The organism is Saccharopolyspora galaxeae (assembly GCF_016526145.1).
GTDB classification, from domain to species: Bacteria; Actinomycetota; Actinomycetes; order Mycobacteriales; family Pseudonocardiaceae; genus Saccharopolyspora_C; species Saccharopolyspora_C galaxeae.
Genome location: NZ_JADDUE010000002.1, coordinates 317,251 through 339,318 on the forward strand (window position 1 = coordinate 317,251; position 22,068 = coordinate 339,318).

The window sequence follows — 22,068 nt, forward strand, 5'->3', positions numbered from 1 at the left end:
CTTTCTCACAGCGCTCGCAGGGCCGCCGCGGGCTTTCCCGCACGACCCGCCCGCACTCGGCCAGTTCGCGGAACGCGCTGGTCAGTCCAAGCTCTGCGCAGGCGAATCGGTCGGCACCCGATACCGGTACGGGCGATTGCGCCGCCCGCGCGCGCGGTGACTGGGGCATCCGGCCCTGGCCAACCGTGGCCGTCGTGCGTCACGATCGGCGCGGCATTCCGGTGCGACATTCGTGTCGCCGGGCAGAGGAGGGTGGATGATCGAGCGTCACCACACCCTCGATCCACAGGCGACGCTGGACCCGCCGCGCCCGCCCGTGCGAGCCGAGGTCGATCCGGCGCGCAGGCGCTCGTTCACCACCTTCTCCGTGCTCGTGCTGCTGGCCGGGTTGCTGGTCTCCGGACTCACCTCCTACTGGACGCGGCACGAATACGGCCCCGAGCTGCTGATCATCGGGCCGCTGCTGGCCGTCGGGTTCCTGCTGGCCGAGCAGCTGACCATCGACGTGGACGTGAAGCGGGTCGGCTGGACCATCTCGTTCACCGAGATCCCGCTGATCCTCGGCCTGCTGACCGCTCCGTTCGAGGTGGTGCTCGCGGCGAACCTGCTCGCCGGGCTGGGCGCGCAGGTCGGTCGGCGCGCGGCCACCCACGTCGTCTACAACGCCGGGGTCTTCTGCCTCGAGGTAGCGGTGCCGTTCGCGGTGGCGACCGCGGTCAACAACGCGCTGGACGATCCGCTGAACCCGATCGCGCCGGCCTGGTTCGGCCCGGTGCTGGGCACGCTGACCTCTCCGCTGATCTCCTGCGGGTTCGCGCTGGCGGCGTTGCACGTGCTGGGCGGCGGCATGCGGTTGACCGCGGCCGCACGGCTGGCGGTGCGCACCCTGGCGGTCGGATTGCTGAACACCTCGGTCGGCTTGATCGGCTACGAGGTGGCCCGCAGCACCAAGTGGGGATGGTTGCTGGTCGCGCTGGTCGCCGTCGCCGTGATCGGGCTCTACCGCGCGTATTCCGGGCTGCTGCGCGAACAGCGCGACCTGGAGGCGCTCAGCGACGTCAGCCTCAGCGTGGCGCGTTCCGGGCAGTCCGCGGTGCGCGCTCCGGCGGAGGCGGCGGACCCGGAGACCTCGGTCAGCGAGTGGGAACCGGTCGCCGAACGCATCCGCGAACAGCTCAACGCCACGCGCGTCGTGGTCCGCCTGCGTCTGGACCCCCGTGGCGAAGTCAGCACGCTCGTCGCAGGTGAGCCGCTGCCCGAGGCGGCCGAGTCGGCGAGCCCGCAGGCACTGCGCGACGACCCGCTGCTGCAGCTGCCCGGCACCCACGTCCGCTCGTTCCGGACGCTGGAAGCGCCCGAGGAGGTGCGTCGCGCGTTGCGGCTGCGCGGCGCCTACGAGTCCTTGGTGGTGCCGCTGCGCGGCGCGAACCAGCTGCTCGGCGCGGTGGAGGCGCACGACAGGGTCAGCCGCTGGCGCGGCTTCGGCCAGGCCGACGTGCGGCTGCTGCACACCCTGGCCAGCCACTTGGCCACCGCGATGGACAACCGGCGGCTGCTGGCGCGGCTGCGCCACGACGCCTACCACGACCTGCTCACCGGGCTGCTCAACCGCGCCGGGTTCCGCGAGATGGCCGCCGAGCAGCTGCGCAACGAGCGCACGGCGGTCGTGCTGCGGGTGGATCTGGACCTGCTCACCACGGTCAGCGAAGCGCTCGGCTACACCTGGGGCGACCGCATGGTCGTGGCCGCCGGGCAGCGGATGCGCGACGAGCTCGGCCACGAAGTGCCGCTGGCGCGGCTGGAGGCCAACTCGTTCGCGGTGCTGCTGATCGACCGCACCGAGCAGCAGGCGCACCAGCTCGGCGAACGGCTCTGCGAGGTGATCGCCGAGCCCTACCCGCTGGACCGGCTGGTGGTCGAAGCCACCGGGGTCGCCGGGTATTCGTCTTCCGCGCCCGCCGACGCCGATGACGAGGACGACATCGACACCCTGCTGCAGCACGCCGACGTGGCGGTGCGGGCCGCCCGCAACGGCAAAGACGTGGTCCGCGGCTACGCGCCCGCGATGGGGCAGGTCTTCCTGCGCCGCTTCCAGCTGGTCACCCAGTTCCGGCAGGCGCTGGACACCGGCCAGGTCGAGGTGCACTACCAGCCGAAGGTCGCGCTGCCGGGCAGGCAGGTCGTCGGCGCCGAGGCGCTGGTGCGCTGGTGGCACCCGGAGTACGGGCGGCTGGACCCGGACGAGTTCGTGCCGGTGGTCGAGGCGACCGGCCTGGTCGACGCGCTGACCTCGTTCGTGCTGGAGCGCGCGTTGATCAAGGTGCGGGAGTGGCTGGACCGGGATCTGCGGATGTCGGTCGCGGTGAACCTCTCGGTGCGCAACCTCAACGACGAGTCCTTCCCGGACCGCGTCGGCGAGGCGCTGCTGCGTCACGACATCCCGCCGGAGCTGCTGACCTTCGAGCTCACCGAGTCGTCGGTGATGGAGGAGCCGGAGCGGTCCATGCCGGTGCTGCGGCGGTTGCACGCGCTGGGCGTGGTGCTGGCCGTGGACGATTTCGGCACCGGTTACTCCTCGCTGGCCTACCTGCGCACGCTGCCGGTGGACGAGGTGAAGATCGACAAGAGCTTCGTGCTCGGCATGGGCACCGACCTCAGCGACATGGCGGTGGTGCGCACCATCGTCGAGCTGGGCCACTCGCTGGATCTGCGGGTCGTGGCCGAGGGCGTGGAGGACGACGCCGCTCGCGACCAGCTCGTCGGGATGCGCTGCGACATCGCGCAGGGCTACCTGATCTCGCGCCCGCTGCCGGAGGATCGGTTCGAGGCGTGGTTGCAGGCCCGCACGGTGAAGGCGCGCGGATCGCGATCCGAGACCGTGCTCACACTCGTGCACTGATCGGCCGGTTCCGCTCGCCGCCGCCGGTCCAACGCCGGAATAGTGCCGTTGACCTGCGCGTTCAATAGAACCAGACCCCGGTTGTCGACCATGGTCAGCGGGTGTGTAGAGTTCTAATCGCTCCGCAAGGGCACGCCCCAATAGCTCAGTCGGTAGAGCGTCTCCATGGTAAGGAGAAGGTCTACGGTTCGATTCCGTATTGGGGCTCGGTAGACAGTCGCGGTGCTCGGTTACCTGGGTGCTGCGGCTGTTTTGCATGAGATACCCTCGGTGGTGCTGAGACCTGCCGAGCCGGTGGTCTCAGGATGGCGGTGTAGCTCAGTCGGTAGAGCAAGCGGCTCATAATCGCTGTGTCGTCGGTTCAAGTCCGGCCACCGCTACCAGCTCGTGGTTCGCCCATTTCCCGAGCGAGCCGACCGGTACGCAGTACTAGAGAGAAAGGGCACCTCTGTGGCCACCACCGACGTTCGCCCCAAGATCACGCTGGCCTGCGAGGAGTGCAAGAACCGGAACTACATCACCAACAAGAACCGGCGGAACAACCCCGACCGGCTGGCGATGAAGAAGTTCTGCACGCACTGCGGCACGCATCGCACGCACAAGGAGACCCGCTGAGGCACAGCGGTCTCCCGATCACCGAAAACCCGCCCGGCTCCGGCCGCGGCGGGTTTTTCGCGTCCGGCGGCCCTATCGACTTGGTGGCGCCCGACGCGCGACGACCGCGCGCTGGCTGCCTGCGCGACGGACGGCGGTAATCTGCGTGGCGTGCCGCTCGACCAAGCATTCATCGGACGTGAGTACCCGCCGACCGAGCCTTACGAGGTGGGCCGGGAGAAGATCCGCGAGTTCGCCGACGCGATCCACGACGGCTCGGCGCTGCACCGGGACCCGGAGGCCGCCAAGGCGGCGGGCCACCCGGACGTGATCGCGCCGCCGACCTTCGCGATCATCCTGACCATGCGCGCGCAGGACGCCTTGGTCGACGATCCGGCGCTCGGACTGGACTACAGCAAGGTCGTGCACGGCAACCAGCGCTTCACCCACCACCGCCCGATCCGGGCCGGGGACCGGTTGCGCGCCACGGTCTTCGTGGACGACATCAAGGCCCGCGCGGGCAACGACTTCCTGACCGTGCGCGCCGAGATCGGCACGGTCGAGGGAGAACCGGTGTGCACCGCGCTGTCCACGCTGGTGGCTCGCGGTACGGCAGCGGAGGAGGAGCAGGCGTGAAGGTACGTGCGTCCGAGGTCGCCAAGGGCGACGAACTGCCGCCGCTGAGCGTGCCGCTGACCCGCGCGGACCTGGTGCGCTACGCGGGCGCCTCCGGCGACTTCAACCCGATCCACTGGAACGAGCGGTTTGCCGCCGAGGTGGGACTGCCCGACGTGATCGCGCACGGAATGCTCACGATGGCGCTCTCGGCGCGGCTGGTCACCGAGTGGACCGGAGACCCGGCCGCGATCGTCGACCACTCGGTGCGGTTCACCCGGCCCGTCGCCGTGCCCGACGACGGTGCCGCGCCGGACGAGGGCGGCGCCGTCGTCGAGCTGTCCGGGAAGGTCGCCGCGGTCAACGAGGACGGCACGGTGAAGGTGAACATCACCGCCCGCAGCGCCGAGCAGAGCGTGCTCGGCGGTGCCAGCGCCGTCGTCCGGTTGCCGGAGTAACCGGTGCCGCGAGTTCAGGCGCCGCGCCGGATCAACCGGACGGTCGGTGCCGCGGCCCGCCCGGCGAACTCCGGCACGAACTGAAACGGACCGCGCACCCGGAGGATGCGCGGTCCGTTCGTCTTCGGTCGCCCGGGCGGTTACTCGGCTTCGCCGAGCAGCTCCGCGACCCGGCCGACGCCCTCGGCCAGGTCGTCGTCGCCGAGCGCGTAGGACAACCGGAAGTAGCCGGGAGTGCCGAACGCCTCGCCGGGCACGACCGCGACCTCGGCCTGCTCCAGCACGATCTCCGCGAGCTCCACGCTGGTCTGCGGGCGCTGCCCGCGGATCTCCTTGCCCAGCAGCCCCTTCACCGACGGGTAGACGTAGAACGCGCCCTCCGGTTCCGGGCAGGACACGCCGGGGATCGCCGAGAGCAGGTCCACGATCTTGCGGCGGCGGCGGTCGAAGGCCGACCGCATCTCGGCCACCGCGTCCAGCGGCCCGCTGACGGCCTCCAGCGCCGCGCGCTGCGAAACGTTCGCGACGTTCGACGACAGGTGCGACTGCAGGTTCGTCGACGCCTTGATGACGTCGTTCGGGCCGATCATCCAGCCGACCCGCCAGCCGGTCATCGCGTAGGTCTTGGCGACCCCGTTGAGCACCACGCAGGTGTCGGCCAGTTCCGGCACCGCCACCGGCATCGAGACGTGCTCGGCGTCGCCGTAGACCAGGTGCTCGTAGATCTCGTCGGTGATCACCCAGATGCCGTGCTCGACGGCCCACCGGCCGATCGCGGCGATCTGCTCCGGCGGGTACACCGCGCCGGTCGGATTGGAGGGCGAGTTGAACAGCAGGACCTTGGTGCGCGGGGTGCGCGCCGCCTCCAGCTGCTCGACGCTCGCCAGGTAGCCGGTGGAGTCGTCGGTGGGCACCACGACCGGCTTGCCATCGGCGAGGGTGATCGCCTCCGGGTAGGTGGTCCAGTACGGCGCCGGCAGCAGGACCTCGTCGCCAGGGTCGAGCAGCGCGGCGAACGCCTGGTAGACGGCCTGCTTGCCGCCGTTGGTGATCAGGACCTGGCTCGGCTCGACCTGGTAGCCGGAGTCCCGCAGCGTCTTGGCCGCGACCGCCTCGCGCAGCTCCGGCAGGCCCGAAGCCGGGCTGTAGCGGTGGTTGCGCGGGTCGGAGCACGCGGCGATCGCGGCGTCGACGACGGGCTGCGGGGTCGGGAAGTCGGGCTCGCCGGCACCGAAACCGATCACCGGCCTGCCCGCGGCCTTGAGCGCCTTCGCCTTGGCGTCGACCGCCAGCGTCGCGGACTCGCTGATCCCTCCGATGCGCGCGGACACGCGCGCCTTCGTGTGCTGTGTTTCTGGTGCGGCCATGCGGGCATCTTTGCAGAGGACCGCGGCTGCGGGCACGCTCCCCACCTGCGGGCGGCGGGCGAACGGGGACGCGCGTGCGAAGTGATCAGCACCGTGCCGTAGACTTCCCGTCCCGGGATACCGGTGCACTCGCACCTGGGCGGCCGAACTGGGCGTCGGTCGTGCTGGAGCGGGCTGTATCGTGTGTGCCGTCGCGACCGCCGGTCGCGAAGGGGTGTAGCTCAATTGGCAGAGCAGCGGTCTCCAAAACCGCAGGTTGCAGGTTCGAGTCCTGTCACCCCTGCGTCGATGCACACGGTGAGCGGAGGATGCAGGCGTGAGCGACGACCGCGAACAGGGGGCTGGCCCGGACGAGCAGCGTGATGACGCCGCCCAGCCTTCCGGCGCCGCCGCACGACGCGAGCGCCGCTCCTCCCGTGCCGCCGCCCGCAAGGGCGGGCAGGAAAGCGCGAGCGGGTCGAACGGCTCGACGCGCACAACCGAGTCGAAGGGCCGGCCGACCCCTTCGCGGGACGGTCGGCAGGGTCGGGTCTCGCCGTTCCGCAAGGTTTGGCGCTTCCTGCGCGAGGTCGTCGCCGAGCTGCGCAAGGTCATCTGGCCGACACGCCGGGCGCTGGTGACCTACACGCTGGTGGTGCTGGTGTTCGTCAGCATCATGGTGGCGTTCGTGGCGGGTCTGGACGTGCTGTTCGCCAAGGGCGTGCTCTGGCTGTTCGGCTGAGCGCCACCGGCCCGGCGGACCACGCGGGCCGAGCCGCCATCGACCCGGCGCACAACGCACGAGAGGAAGCGAGACCGACTGTGACCTCAGGAGAGGGGACTCCCCACGAGGGCCAGGAGCTGACCGGCCGCAACGAGGAGCCGGAGGCCGCCGAGGCGGTCCCGGGCTCCGCGGCCGTCGACTCCGCGCGCGCCGCCGACTCCGGCGAGGACACCGGTTCGCCCGAAGCCGCCGGCGCCGACGCGCAGCAGGACAGCACCGGCGCGGATGCCCCCGGTTCCGCCGACGCGGCCGAGCAGGCCGACGAGGCGGAATCGACCGGCACGGAGACCGACGCCGAGGCGGAGACCGAAGGCGAGGCCGAGCCGGACCCGGTCGAGGAGCTGCGCGCCGCACTGCGCCGCGCTCCCGGCGAGTGGTACGTGATCCACTCGTACGCGGGCTACGAGAACAAGGTCAAGACGAACCTGGAGACCCGCGCGCAGACGCTGGACGTGGAGGACTACATCTTCCAGGTCGAGGTGCCCACCGAAGAGGTCACCGAGATCAAGAACGGCCAGCGCAAGATGGTGCAGCGCAAGGTGCTGCCCGGGTACATCCTGGTGCGCATGGAGCTCAACGACTCCTCGTGGAGCGCCGTGCGCAACACGCCGGGGGTAACCGGCTTCATCGGCGCGACCTCGCAGCCTTCGCCGCTGAGCATCAACGACGTGCTGAAGTTCCTGGCGCCGCAGGCCGAGAAGGAGGCCAAGCCGGAGCCGGGCAAGAAGGCCGCCGAGCCGGCCGCGGCTTCCGCGAAGCCGTCGGTCGAGGTGGACTTCGAGGTGGGCGAGTCGATCACCGTGATGGACGGCCCGTTCGCGACGCTGCCCGCGACGATCAGCGAGGTCAACGCGGACAACCAGAAGCTCAAGGTGCTGGTTTCGATCTTCGGCCGGGAGACGCCGGTCGAGCTGTCGTTCAACCAGGTCTCCAAGATCTGACCGGCTCCCCGCGCCGCCACCGGCCGACACGGGGATTCCGGCCGGCCGCGGGAGGACCAGGCAGGACCTCCCGCGGCGACGGGCGAAGCCATCGTGGCCCGCGCCCGTGCCCGGTCCGGGAGAACGGGCCGGGCGAGCACTCCGAGGACACAGGAAGCTGAAGATGCCGCCCAAGAAGAAGAAGCTCGCAGCGATCATCAAGCTGCAGATCTCGGCCGGCCAGGCCAACCCGGCACCGCCGGTCGGTCCCGCGCTCGGCCAGCACGGCGTGAACATCATGGAGTTCTGCAAGGCCTACAACGCCGCCACCGAGAACCAGCGCGGCGACGTGGTGCCCGTCGAGATCTCGGTGTTCGAGGACCGTTCGTTCACCTTCAACCTGAAGACCCCGCCGGCGGCGAAGCTGCTGCTCAAGGCCGCGGGCGTGCAGAAGGGCAGCGGTGAGCCGCACAAGTCCAAGGTCGGCAAGGTGACCGTGGACCAGATCCGCGAGATCGCGCAGACCAAGTGGGTCGACCTCAACGCCAAGAGCATGGACCAGGCGGAGAAGATCATCACCGGTACCGCCAAGTCGATGGGCCTGACCGTCGAGGGCTGACCAGGCCCGTGTGGGAGGGCTCGCGCAGCCCTGCTCGACCACGACTGATCCCGTTAAGGACAGAGGAAATGACTAAGCGCAGCAAGGCATACCTGCAGGCCGCCGAGCTGGTCGACCGCGCGCGGTTGTACGCGCCGCTGGAGGCCGTCGAGCTGGCCAAGAAGACCTCCAAGGTCAAGATGGACCCCACCGTCGAGGTGGCGTTGCGGCTGGGCGTCGACCCGCGCAAGGCCGACCAGATGGTCCGCGGCACCGTGAACCTGCCGCACGGCACCGGCAAGACCGCCCGGGTCATCGTGTTCGCGACCGGCGACAAGGCCGCTGAGGCCGAGACCGCCGGGGCGGACGCGGTCGGCTCGGAGGAGCTGATCGAGCGCATTCAGGGCGGCTGGCTCGATTTCGACGCGGCGATCGCCACCCCGGACCAGATGGCCAAGGTCGGCAAGATCGCGCGGGTGCTCGGCCCGCGCGGCCTGATGCCGAACCCGAAGACCGGCACCGTCACCCCGAACGTCTCCAAGGCCGTCGCGGACATCAAGGGCGGCAAGATCAGCTTCCGGGTGGACAAGCAGGCCAACCTGCACTTCGTGATCGGCAAGGCGTCGTTCGACAACAACGCGCTGGTGGAGAACTACGCGGCCGCGCTGGACGAGGTCCTGCGGTCCAAGCCGTCCACCTCGAAGGGCCGGTACCTGAAGAAGGTCACCTTCACCACGACGATGGGCCCGGGCATCCCGGTCGACCCGGCGCTGACGCGGAACCTCACCGAGGCTTCCGCCTGATCGAGCACCGCAGCTGAAGGTGGGCCGTCCCGCGATGGGCGGCCCACCTTTTTGCGTTCAGCCGCAGTTCGCGGGCGCGTACTGGTCGATCAGCCAGCCGCCGTCGGGCTGCCTGCTGATGCGCATGGTGCCCAGCGCCGGACCGCCGCCGACCTGCACCGCGCAGGAGTCGACCTTGGTCTGGGTGCCGGTGGATTGCAGCGCGTTGAGGAACATCGGGTCGCGGTAGCTCGCCGGTCCGGTGACCGCTGCCCGGGCCTGGCGCGCGGCGGACGGGCAGTCGCCGGTGCCGTAACTCGCGGCGAAGGCCGCCTTGCCGGTATCGGTGAACAACGCGCACGCCTGTTCCGGCGAGTTCCCGCCGATGTAGTTGTACAGCGCGTAGATCGCCAGGTCCGGCTCTCCCGGTGCGATCGGCGCGGCAGCCTGCGAACCACCGCCCGTGCCGGGCGCGGAGGAGCCGCCGCTCCCTCCGGTGAACGAGACCAGCAGCGAGTGCAGCAGGTAGTACAGCACCAGCAGGATCACGACGAGGTAGATCAACCTGCGCACGATCTTGTACCGGAGCAGCCCCAGCGCCTTCTTCCAGCCGGGTGCGCGCTGCTCGGGCCGCCGCGGCGAGCCGGTGGCGGAGCCGTCCTGCTCCGGCGGGGGCGTGCCCGGCGGTGTTTCGCCCTGCTGGGTCGTGCCCTGCTGGCGCTGCCATTCCTGGAACCGCTGGAACTCGAGGAATTGCTGGTACTGCCGGAACTGCTCGTCGTCGGCGGGGCCGGGCGCGGCGCGCTGCCGGTCGGCCTCCGGCGGGGTTTCGACCAGTTCTGCTTCCACGATCTCGGCGGAGTCGGCGGCCTCGGCAGCAGGTTTCGCGTCCGGGCGCTGGGATCGGTCGTCGCGGTGCGACTCGTTCGGGTCGGCCACGCCTGACATCCTGCCGTGCCGGGCAAGGTCGCCGGATCTCGGCTGCGGAATGTCGCCGCGGCGTTGCCGCACCAATGTCACCGCGGCTTTGCCGCACCAAAGTCACCGCGGCTGTGCCGCACCAATGCAGTGCGGTTGCGCCGCCGGGATGTCGCCGCGGCTGGGCCGCCCGAATGTCGCCGCGGCTGGGCCGCCCGAATGTCGCCGCGGCTTTGCCGCGCCAATGTCACCGCGGCCTGCCGCGCAATCCGGGGGTGGCCGCGGAGTGCCTGGTGAACCGCCGTGTATAGTCGCCGCAGTTCCACCTAAGACCGCTGGTCTTTCCCCGCGCCGCACGCCGGTCCGGGGAACGAAGGTCCCGTGCGATGCGGGCGGCCCGCGCAGGAGGACGAGGCGGCACCTCATTCAGGACGCTTTCGCGCCGGTGCCACGTACGCCCCGTGCCTGCTGCGCCGGGGCGTTTTTCGTCTCCTCGGGATCACTTGCCGGCTACGAACCCGCACCGCGGGTTGGCGAGTCGTTAGAAGAGAGGAGGCGACATGGCAAAGCCCGAGAAGGTCAACGCGGTCGACGAGATCGCCGAGCGGTTCAACACCGCCACGGCCGCCGTAGTGACCGAGTACCGCGGGTTGTCCATGGCGCAGCTCGGGCAGCTGCGCGACGCCCTCGGCGAGGGCACGACCTACCGGGTCGCGAAGAACACGCTGGTCAAGCGCGCCGCGGAGCAGTCCGGGGTGGAGGGGCTCGACGAGCTGTTCCTGGGGCCGACCGCGATCGCCTTCATCGAGGGCGAACCGGTGGACGCGGCCAAGGCGCTGCGTGAGTTCCAGAAGACCAACAGCAACCTGGTCATCAAGGGCGGCTACATGGACGGCCGCCCGATCTCGGTCTCCGAGGTCGAGCGCATCGCGGAGCTGGACTCCCGCGAGGCCACCCTCAGCAAGCTGGCCGGTGCGCTGAAGGGCAAGTTGAACGAGGCCGCGAGCCTGTTCGCCGCCCCTGCTTCGCAGGTCGCACGGATGGCCGCTGCGCTGGAGGAGAAGAAGGGCGACGAGGCGGCCTCCTGATCCGCCCCCGGCCCCGACCCGCCCGGCCCTGACTGCGCCGCGCAACCGGGGACCACGCCCGTGCACCGCACCGCTCGCCCGCACGTGCCTGCGGCGGGCGCAGATCTGAAAGGAATGCCGACATGGCCAAGCTGAGCAACGACGAGCTGCTGGACGTCTTCAAGGAGATGACCCTCCTGGAGCTGTCCGAGTTCGTGAAGCAGTTCGAGGAGACCTTCGACGTCACCGCCGCCGCCCCGGTCGCGGCCGCCGCCCCGGCCGCCGCCGGTGCCGAGGCCGCCGAGGAGGAGGAGCAGGACGAGTTCGACGTCGTCATCGACGACGCCGGTGACAAGAAGATCCAGGTCATTAAGGTCGTCCGCGAGGTCGTCTCCGGCCTTGGTCTGAAGGAGGCCAAGGAAATGGTGGAGGGCGCCCCGAAGGTCGTCCTGGAGAAGGTCGACAAGGAGAAGGCCGACGACGCCAAGGCCAAGCTGGAGGAGTCCGGCGCCAAGATCTCCCTGAAGTGATCTTCACCGTTCGGTCCCGGGGCCGCAAGGGTCCCGGGACCGGTCGGCTTTTCCGTTTTCCGGAATAGTTCGCCCGGGCGCGCGTTCCGCGCCCGTCGAATGGCTTTTGTCGCGCGTTCCGCGCGCATTCATCTGCGGTGGCCGACGACCGCAGGTTCGATCCGATAACGATTCGCGGGGCGGCCGGACTGTTCCGCGGTTCGGCGTCGCGGGATGCGGCTGCCGCTCGAACGGCTGCCGTGCAAGGTTTTGCAAGCGGGTACTCGCGCAGAGTGCCCGCTTTTTTGCGCTCCGCGCACGAACGCTTGATCATTTCGGCCGCCGGATCGATGGTTTCGGACACTTCGGAACAGTTCCGGTGCGCCTCTGGGAATCAACTGAACTCGTGAGTAACCTGTCCGGGTCTCGCTCGTTAGCCAGGTGTGACGCTACTGACGTTCGTTAGTCGAGTCACGTATGCGAGGCTCCCGGCCGGGTTGCACTACTGCACCTGGCGGAAGCGCTGCCGACGAGCAACGCGGCCAACGACGGAACGCGGAGGTGCCGGATGGGTGTCGAGGTGAAGGTCGAGGGCTTGTCCAAGTCCTTCGGCGCGCAGACCATCTGGCGGGACGTATCGCTGACCCTGCCGACCGGGGAGATCAGCGTGCTGCTCGGACCTTCCGGCACCGGTAAATCCGTGTTCCTGAAATCGCTGGTCGGCTTGCTCAAACCGGAGCAGGGCAGCGTGCTGATCGACGGCGTGGACGTCTGCGACTGTTCGGAGAGCAAGCTTTACGAGGTGCGCAAGCTGTTCGGCGTGCTGTTCCAGGACGGTGCGCTGTTCGGTTCGATGAACCTTTACGACAACATCGCGTTCCCGTTGCGCGAGCACACCCGCAAGGGCGAGTCGCAGGTCCGCGAAGTGGTCCTCGAGAAGATGGAGATGGTCGGTCTCATCGGTGCCGAGGACAAGTTGCCCGGTGAGATCTCCGGCGGTATGCGCAAGCGCGCGGGCCTGGCGCGCGCGCTGGTGCTGGATCCGGAGATCCTGCTGTTCGACGAGCCGGACTCCGGTCTGGACCCGGTGCGCACCGCATATCTGAATCAGTTGATCGTCGACTTGAACGCGCAGATCGACGCGACCTGCCTGATCGTCACGCACGACATCAACACCGCGCGCACGGTGCCGGACAACATCGGAATGCTGTTCCGCCGCAACCTCGCGATGTACGGGCCGCGGGAAATGCTGCTGACCTCCACCGAGCCGGTGGTGGAGCAGTTCCTCAACGGCCGCAAGCAGGGTCCGATCGGGATGAGCGAGGAGAAGGACGCCGGGCAGGCCGCCGCCGAGCTCGCGGAGTTGCAGGACGAGTCGCGGGTGCCGCACATCATTCCGCAGCTGGAGGCCACCGCGGGACTGCCGGAGCGGGCCGCGGTGCGGCGCAGGCAGAACCGGGTGATGGCGAATCTCGGTTCGCTGCCCCCGGAAGCTCAGCGCGAGATCGTCAACAGCCTCAGCGCGAAAGACCGCGAGTACTACGGCATACGCGAGGGCGCTGCGCCGGTTCCGGCCGCGTCGATGAGCGGGTCGTTGCCGACCGCCGATGTGGCTCGGGTTCCGTCGCAGCAGCAAGCGCCGCAGCACCAGCAGCCCGCGCAGCGCCAGCAGCAAGCCGCGCCGCAGCACCAGCAGGCGCCGGCACACCAGCCCGGCCCGGCCAACCAGGCCCGTCCTGCCAATCAGCCCCGCCCGGCCAACCAGCCGGGGCCGGCGAACCAGCCCGGTCCGGCGAATCAACCCGGTCCGGCGAATCAGTCCGGCCCCGGCCAGTTCCCGCCGAACCCGGCGCAGGACGGAGGGGCCCGACCCGGCCCGACCCCGCGGCCCCGGCCGCGTCCGCACCCCGGCGAGCCCCCGTTCTCGTCCGGGCACCAGCCAGATGAGGAACCGGTGCGCGCACGGCGCCGCTGGTTCGGTCGCCGGAAAGGCGGTGAGCAGTGAGCGCACCGCCCACGAAGTCGCGGGCGAGCAGCGCACGGTCCTTCCCGGGAGCGGGAGGGCTGCGTGAGACGGGACGGTTGTTCGCGCTCGGGCTCGACGTGTGCCGGCAGCTGCCGAGCAGGCCGTTCCAATACCGCGAGTTCATCCAGCAGTGCTGGTTCATCGCAAGCGTCACCATCCTGCCGACCGCACTGGTGTCGATCCCGTTCGGCGCGGTGATCGCGCTCCAGCTCGGCTCGCTGACCAGGCAGATCGGCGCGCAGTCGTTCACCGGTGCGGCCAGCGTGCTGGCGATCATCCAGCAGGCCGCCCCGATCGTGACCGCGTTGCTGATCGCGGGCGCCGGTGGTTCGGCGATCTGCGCCGACCTGGGGTCGCGCAAGATCCGCGACGAGATCGACGCCATGGAGGTACTCGGCGTCTCCGTCGTGCAGCGCCTGGTGGTGCCGCGGGTGCTGGCGGCGATCCTGGTGGCGCTGCTGCTCAACGGCATGGTCAGCGTCGTCGGCGTGCTCGGCGGCTACTTCTTCAACGTGATCATGCAGGGCGGCACCCCGGGTGCCTACATGGCCAGCTTCAACGCGCTGGCGCAGCTGCCGGACGTGTGGATCAGCGAGCTCAAGGCGGTGATCTTCGGCTTCCTGGCCGGGGTGGTCGCCGCCTACCGCGGGCTGAACCCGCCGCCAGGGCCCAAGGGCGTTGGCGATGCGGTGAACCAGGCAGTGGTGATCACCTTCCTGCTGCTGTTCGCGGTGAACTTCATCCTCACCACGGTCTACATGCAGCTCGTGCCGCCCAAGGGGATGTGAGCGGGTCATGACGACGATCTCGCAGCGCGCGAAGCGCGTGTTCCGGCGACCGCTGGAGACGCTGGACGACCTGGGCGACCAGATGTCGTTCTACCTGCGGACGCTGGCCTGGGTGCCGAAGGCGCTCACCCGCTACATCAAGGAAACCCTGCGGCTGCTGACCGAGGTCAGCTTCGGCAGCGGGGCGCTGGCGGTCATCGGCGGCACGGTCGGCGTGATGATCGGCATGACGCTGTTCACCGGCACCGTCGTCGGGCTGCAGGGCTACGCGGCGCTGAACCAGCTGGGCACCTCGGCGTTCGCCGGGTTCATCTCGGCGTACTTCAACACCCGCGAGATCGCGCCGCTGGTGGCCGGTCTGGCGCTGTCGGCCACGGTCGGTTCCGGGTTCACCGCGCAGCTCGGCGCGATGCGGATCTCCGACGAGATCGACGCGCTCGAGGTCATGGGCGTGCCGAGCCTGCCGTACCTGGTGACGACGCGGGTGGTGGCCGGGTTCGTCGCGGTGGTGCCGCTCTACGTGCTGGGCCTGCTGACCTCGTACATCTCCTCGCGGGCCGTGACGGTGATGCTCTACGGGCAGTCCGCGGGCACCTACGACCACTACTTCAACTTGTTCTTGCCACCCGAAGACGTGTTGTGGTCGTTCGGCAAGGTGCTGGTCTTCAGCGTCGTGGTGATCATGACGCACTGCTACTACGGCTACCGGGCCAGCGGCGGACCGGCGGGCGTCGGCATCGCGGTCGGCCGCGCGGTGCGCACCGCGATCGTGACGACCGCGCTGCTCGACTTCTTCCTCAGCCTCGCGATCTGGGGCACCACTACGACGGTTCGGATCACGGGATGAGTACTCGCACCGCTCTGTTCACGGCGCGACGGCGCCTATTGGGCTTAGCACTGCTGATGTGCATCGTGCTGTTCTTGGCCCTGACGGTGGCGACGTATCAGCGCGCGTTCACCTCCAGCACGGACGTGGTGTTGAAGGCGGCTTCGACCGGGAACCAGCTGCTGCCGGACTCGGACGTGAAGACCCACGGCATGATCGTCGGCCGGGTGTCCGAAGTGGAGCCGACGCGCAACGGCTCGGCGGTGCACCTGGAGTTGGAGCCGGACAAGGCGAAGTTGTTGCCCGCCAACGTTTCGGCGCGGCTGCTGCCGCGGACGTTGTTCGGTGAGCGGTACGTGTCCCTGGACACGCCCGAGGATCCGGCGGGCCGGTTGCAGGCGGGGGATGTGATCTCGCAGGACCGCACGCGGGCGTCGGTGGAGCTGGAGCAGGTCCTGTCGGACACGATGCCGGTGCTGGAGGCGATCCATCCGGCCGAGCTGGCGACGACGCTGAACTCGCTGAACCACGCGCTGGAGGGCCGGGGCCAGTCGATCGGCGACACGATTTCGCGGTTGAACTCCTACGTGTCCGAGTTGAATCCGTCGTTGCCGGATCTGCAGGCGAACCTGCGCGAGGTGGTCGGGGTCGCGGAGACCTACGAGCAGGCGGCGCCGGACGTGCTGCAGGCGTTGGGCAACCTCTCGACCACGGCGCGGACGCTGGTGGATCAGCAGCAGAACCTGCGGACGCTGACCTCGCAGCTGACCACGACGTCGGGGGACGCGACGAAGTTCTTCGAAGCCAACGGCCAGAACCTGATCCGGTTCGGCGAGACCTCCCGGCCCACGCTGGACGTGCTGTCCAAGTACTCCCCGGCCTACCCGTGCTTCACCAAGGACATGGCCGAGTTCATCCCGCGGGTCAACCAAGCCTTCGGCGCGGGCACCGACGAACCGGGCCTGCACATCACGCTCGAGGTCGTGCCCAACCGCGGCAAGTACGAACCGAACCAGGACGAGCCGGAGTACGGGGACAAGCGCGGGCCGCGCTGCTACGACTTCCGCAACGGCCCGAACCCGTTCCCGCAGTACCCGCCGGACGGCCCGCTGCACGACGGCTCGGTGCCGCCGCCCGCCGCCCGCCCGGCCGATCAAGGGTTGCTGCCCGGCTCGGGCGGTGGCGCAGGAGGCGGCGCGCCCGCGAGCACGTCGCCGCAGTCCGCTTCCGGGGCCGCCGGCGGTGAACTCGGTCTGCAGAACTCGCCGATGGAGCGGGACATGGTTTCCACGGTGCTTGCCCCGTCGATGGGCGTGCCTGCCAAGGAGGTTCCCGGCTGGGGATCGCTGCTGGTCGGCCCGGTCTTGCGCGGAGCGGAGGTGAGCTACCGATGAACGGTCGCGGCATCACCGGCCCGCTGGTCAAATTCCTGATCTTCGTGCTGGTCACCGTGCTGGCCACCGGCCTGCTGATCATGACCATCGCGAACAACGACCTGCGCTCCTCGAACTCCTACACCGCCCGGTTCACCGACGTGACCGCGCTGAACGAGGGCGACGAGGTGCGGATCTCCGGGGTCAAGGTCGGCGAGATCGAGAACATCCGGGTGGTCGACCGGCGGCTGGCCGAGGTGAAGTTCAGCGTCGCCCAGCGCGAGCTGCCGAAGTCGGTCACCGCCACGATCAAGTACCGGAACCTGGTCGGTCAGCGCTACCTCGCGCTGGAGCAGGGCCCCGGCCCGGTCAACCAGCACTTGCCCGCAGGCGGCACCATCCCGCTGGCGCAGACCAAGCCCGCGCTGGACCTGACCACGCTGCTCGGCGGGTTCAAGCCGCTGTTCCAGGCGTTGTCGCCGAAGGACGTGAACCAGCTGTCCTACGAGATCATCCAGGTCTTGCAGGGCGAGGGCGGCACCGTGCAGAGCCTGCTGTCGCACACCTCGTCGCTGACTTCGGCGATCGCGGCGAAGGACCAGGTGATCGGCCAGGTCGTGAACAACCTCAACGGCGTGCTGGGCACCGTCAACGCCCGCGACCAGCAGCTGTCCGGACTGATCGTGCAGCTGCAGCAGGTCGTTTCCGGGCTCTCGGCGGACCGGGACTCGATCGGGGACGCGGTCGGCGCGCTGGACGGGCTGACCAACACCACCGCCGGACTGCTCTCCGAGGCCCGCCCGCCGCTGCGGGAGGACATCAACCAGCTCGGCGAACTGTCCAAGAACCTCAACGACAACGAGGACATCACCGAGCGGGTGCTGCAGAACATGCCGGACAAGCTGAACACGATCTCGCGGACCGCTTCGCACGGTGCCTGGTTCAACTTCTTCCTGTGCGGGGTCTCCGGGAATGTCGGTGTCGGTGACGTGAACCTGCCGCTGCCGCTGCTGCCGGCGACCCAGCCGAGGTGCCAAGGATGACGTCTTTCCAGAAACGCGACCCGCTCAAGATCGGCATCGCCGGGTTGCTGGTGCTGGTGCTCGGGTTCGTCCTCGCGATGAACTTCGAGCGGTTGCCGCTGATCAGCGGCACCACGTACCAGGCGAACTTCAGCGAAGCCGCCGGGTTGAAGACCGACAACGAGGTCCGGGTCGCCGGGGTGAAGGTCGGCACGGTCAGCTCGGTGGAGCTGGAAGGCGACCACGTGGCGGTGAAGTTCCGGGTCACCGACTCCTGGGTGGGCAACAACACCACCGCCGCCATCAAGATCAAGACGCTGCTCGGGCAGAAGTACCTCGCGCTGGACCCGCGCGGCGATGCCGAGCAGTCCAGTTCGGACCCGATTCCGATGTCCCGGACGATGGCGCCCTACGACGTCATCGAGGCGTTCAGCGGGTTGCAGCGCACCGTCGGTTCGATCGACTCCGATCAGCTCGCGCAGAGCTTCCGCGTCATGTCCGACACCTTCGCGAACACCCCGGGTGACGTGCGGGGCGCGCTGAACGGGCTCTCCGCGCTCTCGCAGACGATCGCCTCCCGCGACCAGCAGCTCAAGCAGCTGCTGGAGAACACCTCGAACGTGTCCAAGACGGTCGCCGACCGCAACGCCGAGTTCGAGAAGCTGCTCAAGGACGGGAACCTGCTGCTGGAGGAGATCCGCGACCGGCGGGAGCAGATCAGCTCGCTGCTGGACGGCACCCGCGCGTTGTCGGTGCAGCTGAGCGGACTCGTCGACGACAACCAGGCGCAGCTCGGCCCCACGCTGCAGCAGCTCGACAAGGTCACCGCGATGCTGGAGCGCAACCAGGACAACCTGAACCGCAGCATCGCCGCCTTCGGACCGTTCACCAGGTTGTTCTCCAACGTGCTCGGCACCGGTCGCTGGTTCGACACCTACATCTGCGGGCTGCTGCCGCCCGCCGTCGGCCCGATCAACCCGGAGGGCTGCAAGCCATGAGCACCCGGTCCGCGAAATTCCCGATCACCCGCCTGCTGGCCATCGGCTGCGCGGTGGTGCTGCTGGCCACCGCTGGCGTGTGGTGGATGTTCTCCGGCAACGACAAGCGCGTCACCGCCTACTTCACCGCGGCCGTCGGCATCTACCCCGGCGGGGACGTGCGGATGCTCGGCGTGCCGATGGGCACCGTCGACGAAGTGGTCCCGCAGGGCCGCACGGTGCGCGTGACCATGTCGCTGGACCGGGACGTGAACGTGCCCGCCGAAGCCCGCGCGGTCGCGGTTTCGCCGAGCGTGGTCAGCGACCGGTACGTGCAGCTGGCGCCCGTCTACAAGGGAGGGCCGCAGCTGCGCGACGGCGCGGTGATCCCGAAGGAGCGCACCGCCACGCCGGTCGAGCTGGACGAGGTCTACCGCAGCCTCAACGACCTCACCCACGCGCTCGGCCCGCAGGGAGCGAACAAGAACGGCGCGCTGACCGATCTGCTCAACACCGGCGCGGCCAACCTGGACGGCAACGGACAGGCGCTCGCCGACACGTTGCAGCACCTGGGGCAGGCAGGCACCACGCTCTCCGGCAGCAGCAAGGACCTGTTCGCCACGGTGGACAACCTGCAGAAGTTCACCGGGATGCTCTCGGCCAACGACCAGCAGGTGCGCCGGTTCAACGACCAGATGCAGGAGGTCAGCTCGCTGCTGGCCGGCGAGCGCGAGGACCTCGGCGCCTCGATGGCCGAACTCGCCGTGGCGCTGGGCAAGGTGGAGAGCTTCGTCCGGGACAACCGGGAGAACCTGAAGTCCAATGTGGACCAGCTCAACTCGGTGGCCAAGGTGCTGGTCGACCAGAAGTCGGCGCTGGCCGAGTCGCTGACCGACGCGCCGCTGGCGCTGGGCAACCTGCAGAACTCCTACAACGCCGCGTCCGGGACGCTGGACACCCGCGCGGTGATCAACGAGCTGAACCAGCCGCCGCTGGTCTCGGTGTGCAAGCTCGTCCGCCAGCCCACCGGCGGTACCCCGGTCGAACTGCCCGGCAACGTGCTCGACGCCTGCAAGGCGATCCAGCCGGTGCTGGACGGGCTGCTGCCGGTCTCCAGCATCGCCGATCTGCTGTCCCAGGCGCAGGGCAATCCGCCCGCGCAGAGCGGCGGGGCATCCGGCGGGCCGGCGATGCCGCTCGGTTCGGCCGGGGCACCGCTCGTCACCGGAGGTGGCCAGTGATCACGCTCAACCGCGGGCGCGCGGGCAAACTGCTCGGCCTGGCCGTCGCCGCGCTGGTGCTGCTGACCGGCTGCGGGTTCACCGGCGTCTCGCAGCTGCCGCTGCCCGGCGGCGCCGACGTCGGCGACAAGCCCTTGCAGGTCAAGGTGCGCTTCCGGGACGTGCTCGACCTGGTGCCCAACGCGGCGGTGCGGGTCAACGACGTGCCGGTCGGCCGGGTCAGCGCGATCGGGCTCGCCGACGGTTCCTGGGACGCCGAGGCGACGCTGCAGGTCAACCGGGACGTCAAGCTGCCGGGCAACGCCATCGCGCGGCTGCGCCAATCCAGCCTGCTCGGTGAGAAGTACGTCGAGCTGGCCGATCCGCCCGCACCCGAGCAACCGCGCGGCAAGCTCATCAACGGCGACGTGATCGGCCTGGACCGCACCAACCGCAACCCCGAGGTCGAAGAAGTCCTCGGCGCGCTGTCGCTGCTGCTCAACGGCGGCGGCGTGGCCCAGCTGCAGAACATCACCAAGGAACTAAACACGGCGCTGCAAGGCCGCGAAGGCGATGCCCGTTCGCTGCTGAACAACCTGGACCAGCTGGTCGGCGGGCTGGACGCGCAGCGCGACGACATCACCCGCGCGCTGGACAGCGTCAACCGGCTCTCGGCCAGCTTGAACAACCAGCGCGGCAACATCGACACCGCGCTGCGCGATCTCGAGCCCGGACTGCGGGTGCTCAACGAGCAGCGCGGGCAGCTGGTCACGATGCTGCAGTCGCTGGACAAGCTCTCCGGGGTGGCCACCAACGTGGTCGATCAGAGCCGTGCGGACATGGTGCACAACCTGCAGCAGCTGCAGCCGACGCTGACCCAGCTGGAAGCGGCGGGCGACAACCTGCCGAAGTCCTTCGAGATCCTGCTGACCTACCCGTTCACCGACAAGGCGGTCGAGGGCATCAAGGGCGACTACACGAACCTCTACATCGACGCCGACCTCAACCTCACCAACATCCTCGGCAACATCGGACGCTCCCGGCAGCCGCTGATCCAGCCGCCGAAGCTGCCGTTGCCGCTGCCGGAGCAGCAACCCGGTGGCCTGCTACCGCGACCGGACTCGGCCAAACCGGGCAAGGAGTCGCCGGAGACCTCGAAGGCGCCGGAACCGGGCAAGTCCGACAACGGCGGCCTGCTCGGCTTCCTGTTCGGAGGTGACTGATGCTCAGCCGCAAGATGCGCGTGCAGATCGCCGCGTTCGTGGCCATCGCGCTGGTCGGCGTCGGCTACGCGGGCTTCCGCTACGCCGAGCTGGACAGGCTGTTCTGGTCGCGCGGGTACGAGGTGACCATGCAGCTGGCCGACTCCGGCGGGATCTTCAAGAACGCGGAGGTCACCTACCGCGGGGTGCCGGTCGGGCGAGTCGGCGAGATGCAGCTGACCGCGGACGGCGTGCAGGTGCCGCTGGACATCGAGAAGAGCTTCTCGCGCATTCCGGCCGACGTGGATGCCGTGGTCGCGCAGCGCTCCGCGGTCGGCGAGCAGTACGTGGACCTGCGCCCGAAGCGCGATCGCGGGCCGTACCTGAAGGACGGATCGGTCATCAAGCGCTCGTCCACCAGCACTCCGCTGCCCGTCGAAGACCTGATGACGAACCTGGACCAGTTCGCCAAGTCGGTTCCGGAGGACTCGCTGCGGACCGTGGTCGGCGAGCTCGGCACGGCGTTCCGGGACAACGGCGGCAACCTGCAGACCGTGCTGGACACCACGCGGGAGTTCACCACCGAGGCCCAGCAGCACCTGCCGCAGACCCGGCAGCTGCTCGCGGACGGCACCGACGTGCTGGCGACGCAGAACGACAAGGGCTCGGCGATCCGGTCCTACAGCTCCGACCTGCGCGCGCTGTCCGAGCAGCTGCGCGATTCCGATCCGGACCTGCGCAAGCTGATCAAGCGGGCGCCACCGGCCGCGCAGCAGGTGAGCGGGCTGCTGCGGGAGACGGGGCCGCAGCTGGGGACGTTGATCGGCAACCTCACCAGCACCACCGAGCTGCTGGCGCAGCACAACGACGGCATCGAGCAGCTGATGGTGACCTATCCGATGGTCTCCGCCGGTGGTTACAGCGTGGTGCCCGGCGACGGCACCGCCCACTTCGGGTTGGCGCTGAACGTCTTCGACCCGATGCCTTGCACGAAGGGTTACGAGTCGACCGAGAAACGTGCCGGAAATGACCTGGCTCCGATGCCGCTGAACACTGATGCACACTGTGCGGAGCCACCAGGTAGTCCGATCAACGTACGCGGCGCGCAGAATGCCCCAGGCCAGTGACAGACCGGCCGACCGGG

General features: G+C 69.3%; 20 protein-coding genes, 3 tRNA genes and 1 pseudogene. 22 read left to right on the forward strand and 2 right to left on the reverse strand.

Translation table 11 applies throughout. The features are described from left to right. The first annotated feature begins 256 nt into the window (after positions 1-256). The 6 genes from INP57_RS05825 to INP57_RS05850 all read left to right on the forward strand — a co-directional run bounded on the left by INP57_RS05825 (position 257) and on the right by INP57_RS05850 (position 4,566). Positions 257-2,899: a putative bifunctional diguanylate cyclase/phosphodiesterase gene (locus tag INP57_RS05825; protein WP_200068998.1), complete on the forward strand. Its 2,643-nt coding sequence runs from the start codon at positions 257-259 to the stop codon at positions 2,897-2,899. A gap of 134 nt (positions 2,900-3,033) precedes the next feature. After that, positions 3,034-3,106 (forward strand) — tRNA-Thr (locus INP57_RS05830). A 100-nt stretch (positions 3,107-3,206) separates the two neighbouring features. After that, positions 3,207-3,282: transfer RNA gene (locus INP57_RS05835), tRNA-Met, on the forward strand. A 67-nt stretch (positions 3,283-3,349) separates the two neighbouring features. Then, positions 3,350-3,514, forward strand: coding sequence for a 50S ribosomal protein L33 (gene rpmG, locus INP57_RS05840; RefSeq protein ID WP_200068999.1), 165 nt, complete (start codon positions 3,350-3,352; stop codon positions 3,512-3,514). Positions 3,515-3,664: 150 nt separating this feature from the next. After that, positions 3,665-4,129, forward strand: coding sequence for a MaoC family dehydratase N-terminal domain-containing protein (locus INP57_RS05845; protein WP_200069000.1), 465 nt, complete (start codon positions 3,665-3,667; stop codon positions 4,127-4,129). After that, on the forward strand, positions 4,126-4,566 hold the full coding sequence (locus INP57_RS05850) for a MaoC family dehydratase (RefSeq protein ID WP_200069001.1): 441 nt from the start codon (positions 4,126-4,128) through the stop codon (positions 4,564-4,566). The genes INP57_RS05845 and INP57_RS05850 overlap by 4 nt, the downstream gene beginning before the upstream one ends. Before the next feature lie 140 nt (positions 4,567-4,706). On the opposite strand, the gene INP57_RS05855 is transcribed toward INP57_RS05850, so the two are convergent. After that, entirely contained in the window at positions 4,707-5,897 is a 1,191-nt protein-coding gene (locus INP57_RS05855) for a pyridoxal phosphate-dependent aminotransferase (protein ID WP_200069002.1), read from the reverse strand. A gap of 246 nt (positions 5,898-6,143) precedes the next feature. Between INP57_RS05855 and INP57_RS05860 the strand changes: the two genes are divergently transcribed. The 5 genes from INP57_RS05860 (at position 6,144) to rplA (ending at position 9,017) form a co-directional block, all read left to right on the forward strand. After that, a tRNA-Trp gene (locus INP57_RS05860) sits at positions 6,144-6,216 on the forward strand. Positions 6,217-6,249: 33 nt separating this feature from the next. Then, a complete protein-coding gene (secE, locus tag INP57_RS05865; protein ID WP_200069003.1) occupies positions 6,250-6,654 on the forward strand; it encodes a preprotein translocase subunit SecE in 405 nt (134 codons plus the stop codon). A gap of 80 nt (positions 6,655-6,734) precedes the next feature. Then, the gene (nusG, locus tag INP57_RS05870) at positions 6,735-7,637 is read left to right on the forward strand and encodes a transcription termination/antitermination protein NusG (RefSeq protein ID WP_200069004.1); all 903 of its coding nucleotides are present in this window, start codon (positions 6,735-6,737) and stop codon (positions 7,635-7,637) included. A gap of 163 nt (positions 7,638-7,800) precedes the next feature. Further along, entirely contained in the window at positions 7,801-8,235 is a 435-nt protein-coding gene (gene rplK / locus INP57_RS05875; RefSeq protein ID WP_200069005.1) for a 50S ribosomal protein L11, read from the forward strand. A 68-nt stretch (positions 8,236-8,303) separates the two neighbouring features. After that, a complete protein-coding gene (gene rplA, locus INP57_RS05880) occupies positions 8,304-9,017 on the forward strand; it encodes a 50S ribosomal protein L1 (protein ID WP_200069006.1) in 714 nt (237 codons plus the stop codon). Between the two features lie 57 nt (positions 9,018-9,074). Here the strand turns inward: rplA and INP57_RS05885 are convergent, their stop codons facing one another. Beyond that, positions 9,075-9,935 carry a hypothetical protein gene (locus tag INP57_RS05885; RefSeq protein WP_200069007.1) on the reverse strand — a complete coding sequence of 287 codons (861 nt, stop codon included), beginning with the start codon at positions 9,933-9,935 and terminating at the stop codon, positions 9,075-9,077. A 539-nt stretch (positions 9,936-10,474) separates the two neighbouring features. Here INP57_RS05885 and rplJ point away from each other — a divergent pair. From rplJ to INP57_RS05940, 11 genes and pseudogenes are all read left to right on the forward strand, one after another. Next, complete coding sequence (gene rplJ / locus INP57_RS05890; RefSeq protein ID WP_200069008.1) at positions 10,475-11,002, forward strand: 50S ribosomal protein L10; 528 nt, start codon at positions 10,475-10,477, stop codon at positions 11,000-11,002. 122 nt (positions 11,003-11,124) lie between these two features. After that, the gene (rplL, locus tag INP57_RS05895; RefSeq protein WP_200069009.1) at positions 11,125-11,511 is read left to right on the forward strand and encodes a 50S ribosomal protein L7/L12; all 387 of its coding nucleotides are present in this window, start codon (positions 11,125-11,127) and stop codon (positions 11,509-11,511) included. Positions 11,512-12,058: 547 nt separating this feature from the next. Beyond that, positions 12,059-13,207 (forward strand): annotated as a pseudogene (locus INP57_RS05900) (ABC transporter ATP-binding protein); the annotation flags it as partial. A 284-nt stretch (positions 13,208-13,491) separates the two neighbouring features. Further along, positions 13,492-14,304, forward strand: a complete 813-nt coding sequence (locus INP57_RS05905) for an MlaE family ABC transporter permease (protein WP_200069011.1) — start codon at positions 13,492-13,494, stop codon at positions 14,302-14,304. Positions 14,305-14,311: 7 nt separating this feature from the next. Then, the gene (locus INP57_RS05910; protein ID WP_200069012.1) at positions 14,312-15,151 is read left to right on the forward strand and encodes an MlaE family ABC transporter permease; all 840 of its coding nucleotides are present in this window, start codon (positions 14,312-14,314) and stop codon (positions 15,149-15,151) included. Next, positions 15,148-16,524, forward strand: a complete 1,377-nt coding sequence (locus tag INP57_RS05915; RefSeq protein WP_200069013.1) for an MCE family protein — start codon at positions 15,148-15,150, stop codon at positions 16,522-16,524. Before INP57_RS05910 ends, INP57_RS05915 begins: the two co-directional genes overlap by 4 nt. After that, positions 16,521-17,546 (forward strand): MCE family protein, encoded by a 1,026-nt coding sequence (locus INP57_RS05920; RefSeq protein WP_200069014.1) that lies wholly within the window; start codon positions 16,521-16,523, stop codon positions 17,544-17,546. The genes INP57_RS05915 and INP57_RS05920 overlap by 4 nt, the downstream gene beginning before the upstream one ends. Then, complete coding sequence (locus INP57_RS05925) at positions 17,543-18,523, forward strand: MCE family protein (RefSeq protein WP_200069015.1); 981 nt, start codon at positions 17,543-17,545, stop codon at positions 18,521-18,523. The genes INP57_RS05920 and INP57_RS05925 overlap by 4 nt, the downstream gene beginning before the upstream one ends. Beyond that, entirely contained in the window at positions 18,520-19,743 is a 1,224-nt protein-coding gene (locus INP57_RS05930) for an MCE family protein (protein ID WP_233626957.1), read from the forward strand. The genes INP57_RS05925 and INP57_RS05930 overlap by 4 nt, the downstream gene beginning before the upstream one ends. Continuing rightward, positions 19,740-20,945: an MCE family protein gene (locus INP57_RS05935; RefSeq protein WP_374220916.1), complete on the forward strand. Its 1,206-nt coding sequence runs from the start codon at positions 19,740-19,742 to the stop codon at positions 20,943-20,945. Before INP57_RS05930 ends, INP57_RS05935 begins: the two co-directional genes overlap by 4 nt. Then, positions 20,945-22,051, forward strand: a complete 1,107-nt coding sequence (locus tag INP57_RS05940; protein ID WP_200069016.1) for an MCE family protein — start codon at positions 20,945-20,947, stop codon at positions 22,049-22,051. Before INP57_RS05935 ends, INP57_RS05940 begins: the two co-directional genes overlap by 1 nt. The last annotated feature ends 17 nt before the right edge of the window (positions 22,052-22,068 follow it).

What these genes read in the sequence shown, in the direction of transcription:
- INP57_RS05825 (WP_200068998.1), top strand. Translation starts at nt 257, where the DNA reads ATGATCGAGCGTCACCACACCCTCGATCCACAGGCGACGCTGGACCCG.
- rplK (WP_200069005.1), top strand. Translation starts at nt 7,801, where the DNA reads ATGCCGCCCAAGAAGAAGAAGCTCGCAGCGATCATCAAGCTGCAGATC.
- rplA (WP_200069006.1), top strand. Translation starts at nt 8,304, where the DNA reads ATGACTAAGCGCAGCAAGGCATACCTGCAGGCCGCCGAGCTGGTCGAC.
- rplJ (WP_200069008.1), top strand. Translation starts at nt 10,475, where the DNA reads ATGGCAAAGCCCGAGAAGGTCAACGCGGTCGACGAGATCGCCGAGCGG.
- rplL (WP_200069009.1), top strand. Translation starts at nt 11,125, where the DNA reads ATGGCCAAGCTGAGCAACGACGAGCTGCTGGACGTCTTCAAGGAGATG.
- INP57_RS05910 (WP_200069012.1), top strand. Translation starts at nt 14,312, where the DNA reads ATGACGACGATCTCGCAGCGCGCGAAGCGCGTGTTCCGGCGACCGCTG.
- INP57_RS05915 (WP_200069013.1), top strand. Translation starts at nt 15,148, where the DNA reads ATGAGTACTCGCACCGCTCTGTTCACGGCGCGACGGCGCCTATTGGGC.
- INP57_RS05920 (WP_200069014.1), top strand. Translation starts at nt 16,521, where the DNA reads ATGAACGGTCGCGGCATCACCGGCCCGCTGGTCAAATTCCTGATCTTC.
- INP57_RS05925 (WP_200069015.1), top strand. Translation starts at nt 17,543, where the DNA reads ATGACGTCTTTCCAGAAACGCGACCCGCTCAAGATCGGCATCGCCGGG.
- INP57_RS05930 (WP_233626957.1), top strand. Translation starts at nt 18,520, where the DNA reads ATGAGCACCCGGTCCGCGAAATTCCCGATCACCCGCCTGCTGGCCATC.
- INP57_RS05940 (WP_200069016.1), top strand. Translation starts at nt 20,945, where the DNA reads ATGCTCAGCCGCAAGATGCGCGTGCAGATCGCCGCGTTCGTGGCCATC.